Source organism: bacterium (assembly GCA_021158245.1).
GTDB lineage: Bacteria > Zhuqueibacterota > QNDG01 > QNDG01 > QNDG01 > QNDG01.
Map to the genome: position 1 here is coordinate 1 of JAGGVB010000182.1, position 10,770 is coordinate 10,770.

12 protein-coding genes are annotated in these 10,770 nt (G+C 38.2%); 3 read left to right on the plus strand and 9 right to left on the minus strand.

The genetic code is table 11. From position 1 onward, the window contains the following. The 3 genes from J7K93_10590 to J7K93_10600 all read left to right on the plus strand — a co-directional run. A partial coding sequence (locus tag J7K93_10590; protein ID MCD6117452.1) for a four helix bundle protein occupies positions 1-223 on the plus strand: 223 nt, incomplete at its 5' end. A gap of 500 nt (positions 224-723) precedes the next feature. Then, on the plus strand, positions 724-999 hold the full coding sequence (locus J7K93_10595) for a helix-turn-helix transcriptional regulator (GenBank protein MCD6117453.1): 276 nt from the start codon (positions 724-726) through the stop codon (positions 997-999). 674 nt (positions 1,000-1,673) lie between these two features. After that, positions 1,674-2,183: a T9SS type A sorting domain-containing protein gene (locus J7K93_10600; protein MCD6117454.1), complete on the plus strand. Its 510-nt coding sequence runs from the start codon at positions 1,674-1,676 to the stop codon at positions 2,181-2,183. A gap of 195 nt (positions 2,184-2,378) precedes the next feature. On the opposite strand, the gene J7K93_10605 is transcribed toward J7K93_10600, so the two are convergent. From J7K93_10605 to J7K93_10645, 9 genes are all read right to left on the minus strand, one after another. Further along, entirely contained in the window at positions 2,379-3,143 is a 765-nt protein-coding gene (locus J7K93_10605) for an ATP-binding cassette domain-containing protein (protein ID MCD6117455.1), read from the minus strand. A gap of 46 nt (positions 3,144-3,189) precedes the next feature. Then, positions 3,190-4,296 carry an MlaE family lipid ABC transporter permease subunit gene (locus J7K93_10610; GenBank protein ID MCD6117456.1) on the minus strand — a complete coding sequence of 369 codons (1,107 nt, stop codon included), beginning with the start codon at positions 4,294-4,296 and terminating at the stop codon, positions 3,190-3,192. Next, entirely contained in the window at positions 4,289-4,921 is a 633-nt protein-coding gene (locus J7K93_10615; GenBank protein ID MCD6117457.1) for a hypothetical protein, read from the minus strand. Before J7K93_10615 ends, J7K93_10610 begins: the two co-directional genes overlap by 8 nt. A 1-nt stretch (position 4,922) precedes the next feature. Then, a complete protein-coding gene (locus J7K93_10620; GenBank protein MCD6117458.1) occupies positions 4,923-5,906 on the minus strand; it encodes an MCE family protein in 984 nt (327 codons plus the stop codon). 131 nt (positions 5,907-6,037) lie between these two features. Further along, the gene (locus J7K93_10625; protein MCD6117459.1) at positions 6,038-7,174 is read right to left on the minus strand and encodes a homocysteine biosynthesis protein; all 1,137 of its coding nucleotides are present in this window, start codon (positions 7,172-7,174) and stop codon (positions 6,038-6,040) included. Between the two features lie 103 nt (positions 7,175-7,277). Next, complete coding sequence (locus tag J7K93_10630; GenBank protein MCD6117460.1) at positions 7,278-8,024, minus strand: UPF0280 family protein; 747 nt, start codon at positions 8,022-8,024, stop codon at positions 7,278-7,280. 230 nt (positions 8,025-8,254) lie between these two features. Continuing rightward, complete coding sequence (locus J7K93_10635; GenBank protein MCD6117461.1) at positions 8,255-8,701, minus strand: hypothetical protein; 447 nt, start codon at positions 8,699-8,701, stop codon at positions 8,255-8,257. A 71-nt stretch (positions 8,702-8,772) separates the two neighbouring features. Beyond that, on the minus strand, positions 8,773-9,810 hold the full coding sequence (locus tag J7K93_10640; protein ID MCD6117462.1) for an alpha/beta fold hydrolase: 1,038 nt from the start codon (positions 9,808-9,810) through the stop codon (positions 8,773-8,775). A gap of 9 nt (positions 9,811-9,819) precedes the next feature. Continuing rightward, a complete protein-coding gene (locus J7K93_10645) occupies positions 9,820-10,527 on the minus strand; it encodes a hypothetical protein (GenBank protein MCD6117463.1) in 708 nt (235 codons plus the stop codon). Positions 10,528-10,770 lie beyond the last annotated feature (243 nt).

Consider the following 10,770-nt stretch of genomic DNA (forward strand, 5'->3'; position numbering starts at 1 on the left):
CGGCATAGCAGCAACAATGATAGAAGGATATTACAGAAACAGCAAGAAAGATCAGGCTAAGTTTTTCAGATACGCATTATCATCAGCAAAAGAGACAGAGCTTTGGATTTATCGTGCACATGAAAGAAATTTACTTAACAAACCGAAATATACTGAATTACGGGATAAACTTTCCAATCTGGTTCCACAGACTGTAAATTATATCAACAAATTAAAGGATTAGAGCCTATTCACTATTTATGTTTCCAGGGGATGAATTTCCAATTTTTTGAATATCAGCATCTGGATCGCTATTGCAATCAGTATCATATTTTTAATCCGGAATCCATCAAATTAAAAACAGGCATTCAAAGCAGGGGCCCAGCCCCTGAACGATCAAAATCAAACCTGGTCTAACATTAAAAGCTTGACTTATTAATTTTAATAACTTACTTTAAAATGTGTGGCAAATACTCGAACATAAAAACATCCGAAAGAATTGCAGGAAACTGCCCAAACAAGTATTAAAGAAATATGAACTTTGGAAGGATATTGTATTTCGGCATGGCCCGGATAAACTGCGTGAATTCCCCGGTTTTCACGATGAAAGACTTAAAGGCGCACGTGAAGGGCAGCGCTCTTCACGATTAAATTCCCAATATCGAGTAATATATATTGTTAATAAAAACATCATTACAATTTACGTCTTAGAAATTAACCCCCATGAATACTGAGAGGTGGGAAATGAAAATAAATAAGAATAAATTCATATCTTCACAAAAATATGTAGATCTGACAACAGGTGAAGCAATCAGGATGCTGCGTAAACTTAAGGGATGGACCCAGGAAGAATTAGCTGCCCGCTCCGGGATCAATGCGAAGAACATCAGTATGCTCGAAAATGATAAAGTGGAAATCGGCAAACACAGAGCCGTGCAGCTGGCAAAGGCCTTTGGTATACACCCTGCAATTATTATGTTCCCTGAATATGAGGCTGATTTGATTACAAGTGCGGCATAAGTCAGAAAGTTCATAAAGTATAAAGACCGTATAGATAGTACTTTTAACTTTATGAACTTTTTAAGTATCGCAATTACTATCGTTCTTTAAATCGCGGCCTGGCCCTGGCAAAATTTAACCCGACAAAACCACCGTAGATTTCAGACACCCGGTGATGCCGTGAAAAAATCAACAACAACCGGGGTCTGCCCCCTTTTTTTCAGGCTATTCCAATTTTATCATTTTCTTAATATCGCTAAATTCACCCATTTGAATTTTGTAGAAATACATACCTGACCAAATTTGCCTTGTGTAGCGGATAACAACCCGGTCTTTTTTTCTGGCGCCACGCTCTCTGTCACTATTATTTAATGACTTCTTAAATATGGACATTCATCGATAAAACTTAAAAAAATTGAGGCTGTATGTATCAAATGGATAGGAAAGCCAATGTCGGCTATATGAAGAGCAATGACTATGAAAACAACGGGACAATTAATTCAAAATACTAATCGTTTGCAGCGTTCACCCGGAAGGATACAACTGAAACGCCATTTTATATTTTTGACATTGATGAACATAACACGACTGATATTATCGATAAATACCATACGGTAATCCAAAATCTTCGGCTGATTAAACGGCCAGCTTCAAACAGATGGCCACAGCAGGATAAAAAGTGGAGTGAAGCTGCGTTGGGGCAGAATAAAGATGGAAATGTATTGTTCATTTTTTTCCGGTCGCCGTATTCTATACATGATTTTAATGAAATTCTGAAGAATCTACCCATCAATATTGCCTGCGCCCAGCACCAAGTAAAAGGAACAGCGGGACAGACGTTTACAGGCATCACAGACAACTCCAAATATATTCTTCAGGCCGGGTTCTGGTACGGCAGCGGCTTAGTCACGGATGCGATACAGACTCCAATAGTCATGCTTCAACAATATCAGCTGAAACAAAACTACCCAAATCCCTTTAACCCTGGCACTACGATCCGCTATAACCTGCCCCGTGCAGCGGATGTCAGGATCAGTATTTATAATATGAGCGGAAGAAAAGTTCAGACACTTATCAGAGGCCGGCAGCCAGCAGGGGAGCATTCACTCTATTGGGATGCTTCAAGAACAGCATCAGGAATTTATTTTATAAGAATGGAGTCAGCAGAAGCTATATTAGTAAAAAAATGTGTGCTGGTAAAATAAAACAGCAATAACAGTAATGCCGGAATACGGCTAAGTTGTTATTAATTATACTGAACAATAAAATATGTTACTTTTAAAGGCCTTAGATTTCTGCGAAACCTGTCAGGCTTTTAAAGATGCCGGAACAATTTCAAATCTGATTCCACAGATAATCAATTATATTAATAAACTGAATGAATAATGAATGGAGTGTTTTTACTTTACAGGACTGTTAGTACCCTTTTTAAAAAATTCGTCAATTTTCTTTATACCGGATTTCTTTGCCTCTTTAATAGTGCCTTCAAAAAGCACCTCTCCATTATCAAGAAAAACGATTCTGTCAGCAATACGTTCTATACTTACAACTTCATGAGATACAATGACCATTGTCATTCCCAGTTCGTCTCTCATCTTCAAAATAAGCCTGTCAAGGGCTTCAGAAGTAATGGGATCAAGTCCTGCGGAAGGTTCATCGCAAAAGAGCAGAGGAGGATCAAGTGCAATAGCCCGCGCAAGAGCAGCACGTTTTCTCATTCCTCCAGACAATTCTGAAGGAAGTTTAGTTTCTGAACCTTTAAGACCCACAAGCCCCAGCTTAACATGAACAAGCCGGTTAATTATTGAAGATGGAAGGTTAGTATGCTGTTCAAGAGGGATTGAAATATTTTCTGCTACTGTAATAGAGTTGAGTAGTGCCCCATTCTGGAAAAGAACTCCTATATGTTTTAAGATATCACTTAATTCTGTTTCATCGAGATTGGTCACGTCCGTTTCGAAAATTTTTATAATACCTGACCATGGATTATATAAGCGCAGTATGTTTTTGACAAGGGTTGTTTTTCCGCATCCGCTTGACCCTATAATTACAGTTATCTGATGACGGGGTGCAGTCATGGACACGTTACGAATAACCTTAGTGTCCTGGAAACCTGCTGTTAAATTTATAACTTCAACAAGAAGATTTGAATCTGTTTCATTCATAAAATTCATATCTTTCGATTGATAAGTCCAAACTGCAATTGATTTTTTAAAATTCTATTCCCTTTCCGAAGTAAAAAATCAGGCCTAGAATACTATCTGCAAGGATCACAAGAAAAATAGAGACAACTACACTGGCGGTTGTGGCCTTGCCTACACCTTCTGCTCCGCCTTTGACACGAAAACCAAAGTGGGCTCCGACCATTACTATTATCCATGCGAATACAACACTTTTTACAAGTCCTGTAATTACATCTTTGATTATAAGTGCATGCAGTACCTGATTGTAAAAGGGCTCCACACCAAGGTCGAGGTAGGTTACTCCCACAAGCATTGCTCCTAAAATACCTATTACCATAGAATAAGCAGTTAAAAGAGGAACACTGACAGTCATTGCATAAATTTTAGGTACAAGAACATATTTAACAGGACTTAATCCCATTGCTTTTAATGCGTCAGTCTCTTCTGTTACAACCATTGTTGCAATTTCCGCTGTTATTGATGAGCCGCTTCTTCCTGCAAAAACAATTGCTGTCATAATCGGGCCCATCTCACGGGTCATGGATATGGCTATAAGATCTGCAATATAGATTCCTGCTCCGAATTGTCTAAGCTGTGCAGCGGATTGAAGAGCTAATATAAAACCTATCAGAAATCCGAGGATTGTTACTATGGGCAGACTATTCATCCCCAGGAGCATACACTGATTCTGAAATTCTCCCTTGCGCATGCCCTGTTTTTTAACTAGTCCGGTAGCAGCATAAAAGAATGCATCTGCTGTCAGAATAAAGGCGTCCTTTATATTTTGCCATGTTTCCTCAACTTTTTCACCAATTATATAAAAAAACGAGAACCTCTCTCTTTTTTCTAAATATACAGATTCAGACGAAAATATTTTTCTGGTTTCTCTTATGTGTTCACTCTCTCCGTAAATAACCAAATTAAAAGATTTATTTTCGGCTATTGAACCTAACTCATCCAACAATGCAACACCGCTGCTGTCTATCCTATCAACAGCAGAGATATTGATTGTTAATCCTCTTCCCTGATATTTGCGTACAAAAGAGAGAAGTTTATCTCCAATTTCGGAAATTTCGGAGATAATGAAATCTCCGGAAATAATAATTTCTGATTGTAAAAATTTTATATTAGTCATTTTTCGGCTGGTCTATGTTAAAATGTGCTGCACATTTTTTTAGAAATTCATTAGTCTCATCAAAAAGGATGCCGCTGATCACTGATACAAATGAGTTCATATCATTTTTATTGCCCAACCCGACAATTTTATCAAAATCATAGCGGAGAATTGTTTCTCCTGATTCAGTATTATCTAAAATAATAATCCCCCTGACATGAGCTGAAACAATTTTTTTTACCTGAACTCTTTCCATCTGCTGTATATGGCCCCGAATTACAAAATCTGGTTTATATGAGAATCCTCTGTAACAGTTTTTAAATAACCGTGAATTATCCACAATACTGTAGACCATGTCAGCAACTGCAAGCCCCGGGCGCACAGCCCAGTAGTGGTAAAAATAGTAATTAAGCTCATGTGTGTCTGATCGTAAAACAATACTGGTCTGACGGTAAGCTCTGTCAACATCAAAATCACGAACATTAACAGAATGGTCAACGGATTTTGTAAATTTTACAATTTTTGATAATTCTGCAGGGTCCATTTCTATTAAATAGTACCTACGTATCATGACCCGGCGTGTACATCCGGACAAAACTGCAATTAAAAGGAACACAGCAATTGCAATATTTTTCGCCTTTGACATTTTATTTCCCCAGTTTATAATCTGGTGCGTTTTTAGGTTTTGTACCTCTGATAATTACCGAGGGATCTTCAGAGATCATTCGGGAAAACTGATTAAGATAGTCAATGCTCTCTCTCATGGATTCAACTGAATATACAAGATTACTGCTTCCCTTGGCAACATTTATTTCGATTTCCTTCAAAATCCCGTTAGCTCTGTTTAACGTAATATTCATATCACGAATAAGCTGTACAAGTCTTGCCTGTCTTAAAGCGCTGGCAATCTCAGCAAAATCACCAAGAGCTTGTTTTAAAGAATCAGACATTGCAAAGGTTTCAAATTCTGCCACAACTTTTTTCATCCTGCCTGACATTGCAGCAAGGTCTCCTGAAATCTGTTCGGTATTTGCTATTGTTGTATTGAGCGCATCTCTGTTATGCTGTAGAAGATTACTGACTTCATTCATCAAGATAGATGTATTCTCTACCATCCCGAGAAATCGTTCGGTATTTTTCTCATTAATAAGTTTAGCAATGTTGTTTAAAATTATTTCCGCTTTTTCAGTAATGACATCAGCCCTGCCTGTTATTGATTCTGCAATTGATCTCCCTGCCTGAATAAAGCTTCCGGGTTTTAAATTTTCAGCTTCATTGGTGCCGCTTCTAAGCTCAATGACCTTAAGCCCTGTAATACCGATGTAAAACATTTCTGCTTTTGTATCATTTTTTATCGGGAGTCTGGGTTCAAGACTTAATTCAACAATAACACGGGTAATGTCTTTCGGATCAATTGAAATTTTATTTACAAAGCCGACTGTAAGCCCATGATACTTAACGCTGCTTCCTTCCTGCAGCCCTGCTACGGAAACGTCTTTAAATCCGATATAGTAGATGTCTCTATCCTGAAACATTTTGGGAGCAATGATAAGGACGAATATTAATATTGTCAGAAAAACAAGGATTGTAAAAAATACGCCTAATCTTATTTTCTGTGATTTGCTGATCATGGCTTTTACTCCAAAGAGTATATTGTGGACATTTTGTTTCTTATCTATTTTGTAAAATAACAAGTTCTGGTAAAATAGTCAATTGAATTCTTTGTCTGGGATGTAAGTGGATTCAATAACCAAATCAGAACCTATGCAACGTCTCTGCTGCTCGGTATCAGCTCAGCAGGCTGTGAAATCAGGAATTGACCGTTTTCTATCCATTTTTTCAGAGTTGCAGCTATCTGCCTTGCCTTTTTTATGTTTGAGAGCTGTACACACGGAATTCTCTTTCCTTTGACCAAAATCTCCTTTTCCTCAATATCGGAAACAGTGACTTCTCCTATGACACCTCCGATTCCGTTGGGATAATCGTATCCGTAATCTACAACAGGTACAATAATATCTTTGTTGCTTACTGCTGTAAATCCAAGAATCTCTTCATTTAGTATTGGGATGGGGATACCGAGCCCTACCATTAGTGTCGGGCCGTATCCTTTAAAGAATGTTCCTTTTAAAAAGTCGCCTGACATTTGTTTTAAATCCCCTGTAACAGCGAGAGTGCCTGCAGGGCGTACAGGCACACCGTTTTTGCCCCGCTGTGGAGAAGGATTGTGCTGAGTACCAGGGCCTGCAACGTAGCCTATACCTCCGCCAAGGAATATCCGGGTTCCTATGCCGATTGTCTTAAAATAGGGGTCATTCATAAGAGGGCTCAATTGGCCCGCACCGGAATAGGAAGCATTTGCCATATCAGGTTTAAGTGCGCCCATGTATGTGTACACTGTTTTTGATGACATATTAACTGCACAGTTGTAGTTTTGATATCCGTTTCTCGGACAGAAAAGAAACGCATCGGGAAAATCCTTAAGAGCCATTCTTTTTTTGATTTTCTGATTCGGATAACAGTCGGTTCCGTCACTTTCGGCAAATACTTCAACTTCTTTTCCTGATACCAGATCATGAATCACATGGCCTCCGCCGTACAGGTCATTTCCTCTTCTTTTAGTTGCACCTATGTAGCAGTCTACCGCTGCAATACCGCTGTAAGCTTCAACTCCGTTTATTTGGACTTTTGCAGCTTTGATTTTTGGTTTTGAATGTCCAAAATTAAGAAAAGCTCCTGATGAACACATTGCTCCGAAAGTTCCGGTAGTTACAACATCAACTTCCTGAGCGGCCCTTTTCAGGCCTTTTTGTTTGACTGCTTCTATTACTTCTTCAGCGGAAAGTACGACTGCTTTACCGGATTTTATTTTTTCATTGATCTCTTCGTAACTTTTTGCCATTTTTATTCTCCTTAATTTTACTCGTTTTTATTATTTCTGCTGCATGATAAATTGAAGCAGGGTCTTTTAAGGAACTGCCGCCGAATTTCATTACAATCATTAATCACCTTTCTTTTGAAATGGAATAGTTTAAATGTCCGTATGTTATTATCTTTTTATCTATTTTTGAACTAACGATTTCCGGGAGCCTTCCCCATAAAGCGATCTTATCATTGAAGATTGCGAGCGCTCCCTCTATCTGCTTGATATTTTTAAGAAAATCAAAACAGAAATTTAAATCTTCTTCCGAGTTTATCCTGTTGCCGAGAGCAGTGGCAGCAGCATCTGCAAGAGCTGTATTTTCAGAGATCACAGTAGCTGCCGAGGCTTTGCCGAAACTAAGCGAGGGCCCTACAATGCCTGAAGAGGTACATATGCCAAAAGGTTTTTTCCTGGGTTCAATATAGAATGCAAGCCCTGATGTTGTTCTGCTGCCTGTAAAGATTCCGACATGAACAGGCTCTTTAATAAATAGTGCAATGTCGCCTCCGTTGTCAATAATAGCGTCGCTGCACCCGGCTTTAATAACAGCATTCAGCGCATTTTCTGCAAATGCACCTGCAACAGATGCCATAGGGCCGATTCCTGCAAGGCCTGCTGCGTCTGTCATTCGCCTTATAATTTTTTTTGAAACCAGGCCGGTTTTTACAGGACTCAGTGATGTTTTAAAATCAGGAATTCTCTTAATAGTAGATTCTACCAGGCTTCTATCTTCAATCAGGCTTCTTTCCGCAACATCAAAGAATTCCGGTTTACTCAAAATGGTTACAATTGTATCCTTGTATTCAAAATGGTGTCTCTGCCACCGCATTTTTTATCCTCTGTTAAAAAATCTATTGAGCTTATAAATAAAAAAAGCCTGCGAAATTCATCGCAGGCTTTTTAAAAATCTATACACAAACAGATACTATGGCATAAATCCCGCAATGAATTCCGCAGACCTACGCATGCCCATAATATTCTGTCGTGTTGTAAGGTGAATCATCTTATTCTCATTTTTAAAGTCAATAATTTTTCAAGTTGAGAAATATATAAAAATATTTAATTCAAGTCAAGCTGTTTTTTTACAACCCTTTTATAAATAAGTTTATTGTTATAATTACAGCACACAATATATCTTCCAAGCGGCAGGTTGGAAAACTCTGCATGTATTATATAAGGACAAATGCAGTCGCATAAATCAGCAGCAGTATCTTCGGCAGCAATAAATATTGTGTCTGTCTCAATTTTATAATTCAGAGAGAACCGTTCTCTGTCAGGGCAGCAATTGGCGCTTACACAAAAATCAATTTTCAGAGAGTCTGTAAAACTGTACGAAAAGCATGTATCAACAGATGATGTTTTTTTAAATAAATTACGCTGGCATCCCGGCACCTGATACATGATGCCTGTCACTTGAGGCTGCTCATCTCCCGGATTTGACGATTTGTCCCTGCAGGAGAAAGTCAGCAATACAAGGACGAATAGAAATAATTTTCTGTAAAACATAGAGTCCTCCCCGTTTTCTATATTCTAACATTTCAACATTACCCTATTCATTAAGCATATAATTGAAAATCCTATTTCCCTGCAGAAGACCGTACAAATTTAAGTCCTTTCGCAATTGCTTTTTTCATATCATCGGAATCAGGCCAGTGGCCTTTGTTATCAATAATTACAAGTTTGGAATTTTTTAAATGCCGGTTAATAACGGCTGCCCTGTCAGAAGGAGCTATGACATCGTATCTTCCGTTTATAATAAATATGGGCTTATTTTCGATTTTTGTGATATTTTCAAGAACAGGATCTCCTTTTAAGAAACATTTGTTTGCCATGTAAAAATTTTCAATCAATGCAAATGCATATATTTTGGCTTTATTAAGGCCGGAAAGAGGGTTGAACTGCGGAGTAGAACCTGTAATTGTTAACCAGTACTCTATCCATTTTTCTGTGTATTGATCTCTTGATTTAAAATTCATTTTTAAAAGGCCGTTTGTCAGAATTTCAGGCAGGCTGCTCTTTGAAGAATTATCAAGGCCCTGTAAAAGCTTTTTATGTGCTTCAGGGAAAAATTGTTCTGCACTGCCGTAATAGATATTTGCTATCTCATCAGAAGTACCTGTAAAGCATGACCATAAAACCATACCTCTTACATTTTCAGGATAGTTTTCCGCATAGAGCAGTGCGATGCCTGCTCCCCAGAATCCGCCGAAAAGTATTATTTTGTCAAGTTTTAAGTGTGCTCTTAATTTTTCCATATCACTGATAATATCCTGAGTCGTGTTTTTTTTGATTTCTCCAGGGGGCAGGGACATTCCGGAACCTCTCTGATCAAACGTAACAACAAGAAAGTCATGAGGATTAAAAAATGTTTTAAGTTTTTTGAAAACAGGCAGGCCCGGATCTGTCTGCAGCACAAAAACAGGAATGCCTTTCGGGCTGCCGCTAAGCTCGTAAAAGATTTGGTGAGTATCAGAAGCTTTAAGATAGTTCTCTTCGTAAGCTGAAACTTTGTAAAGTTTTTCTGCTTCTCTCTTTTTTGCGTTTTTCAGAGGATCAAGAAAGAAGAAGCTGAGTACAAAAACCATTGTAAGGAGAATAAAAAATACTCTTCGCATAATACTGTCCTATATGACTTTGTATGAAATTTCGTCAATTATCAGCAATAGCTGCTCCTTGCTGTCAGTGTTTCCGGGAATTGAAGTTTTAATTATAAGCTTTGATTTATAATTTTCTGAATCCTGTAAAAACCCTTCATAGAGCTGTTTGTGAAGAATATCTGACGGTTTCTGATTCTCCTGAAAATCAACTTCAGCAACGCCTATTGCTGAAATTATTCTGCTGTTCTGATAATCAAAGCTGAAATCAATACTATTAAGCATAAATGAAGCTGTAACAACATTGCCGACAGTAATTGACACAATCCTTCCAATGTTTACAGATGTGCTTCTGTTTTTTATGCTGTCAACAGAGATAGTAACCCGGGTTTGCGGAAACAGCATGGCAACATCTGAAATGTTTAAACCGTACCTGTCCAGAGAGCTCTGAAATGCAATAAATCCGCTGACAGGTTCTTCTGTACGGAACCTGACATAACTTTTGTACTTTCCTTTATCTGTTTCCGTAATATCTGCGGGTTTGCCTGCTGATGATTTTCCGGAATTAGTGTCTTTAAGAACAAACCTGATTGAGCTGCGTGCTGTTATGGAAGCAGAGGAGGGGGGATAATTTGCTTTTTTCCTCCACCTGACAAGGCCGGCTGTAACAGCCAGTATAACAGCAGATGCAAAAAATACTGCAGCAACAGAAATATATATCCATTTTTTAAGAGCCATTATTTTCTCCTGTGACAGATTATTAAAATGTAAAAGTACTTTTCTGAAAAGTCAAGGGGAAAAATGATATAGAGGTATCAACGTATGGCATAATCAAAGGCATACAAACTTAAACCGGCAGTATTCCAATAAATTTCCCGGGAAGTTTAAGACATTTTTCTATCTGATGTTAAAAGGAGGCCTGCAAGAATATCTTATATCCGGCATAATTTAAATTTTTCGGAGGAATATTTTTTACAGGCC

Coding starts and splice junctions, on each gene's coding strand:
- J7K93_10645 (MCD6117463.1), bottom strand. CDS start 10,527: ATGGCTCTTAAAAAATGGATATATATTTCTGTTGCTGCAGTATTTTTT.
- J7K93_10595 (MCD6117453.1), top strand. CDS start 724: ATGAAAATAAATAAGAATAAATTCATATCTTCACAAAAATATGTAGAT.
- J7K93_10610 (MCD6117456.1), bottom strand. CDS start 4,296: ATGACTAATATAAAATTTTTACAATCAGAAATTATTATTTCCGGAGAT.
- J7K93_10625 (MCD6117459.1), bottom strand. CDS start 7,174: ATGGCAAAAAGTTACGAAGAGATCAATGAAAAAATAAAATCCGGTAAA.
- J7K93_10620 (MCD6117458.1), bottom strand. CDS start 5,906: ATGATCAGCAAATCACAGAAAATAAGATTAGGCGTATTTTTTACAATC.
- J7K93_10635 (MCD6117461.1), bottom strand. CDS start 8,701: ATGTTTTACAGAAAATTATTTCTATTCGTCCTTGTATTGCTGACTTTC.
- J7K93_10630 (MCD6117460.1), bottom strand. CDS start 8,024: ATGCGGTGGCAGAGACACCATTTTGAATACAAGGATACAATTGTAACC.
- J7K93_10640 (MCD6117462.1), bottom strand. CDS start 9,810: ATGCGAAGAGTATTTTTTATTCTCCTTACAATGGTTTTTGTACTCAGC.
- J7K93_10615 (MCD6117457.1), bottom strand. CDS start 4,921: ATGTCAAAGGCGAAAAATATTGCAATTGCTGTGTTCCTTTTAATTGCA.
- J7K93_10605 (MCD6117455.1), bottom strand. CDS start 3,143: ATGAATGAAACAGATTCAAATCTTCTTGTTGAAGTTATAAATTTAACA.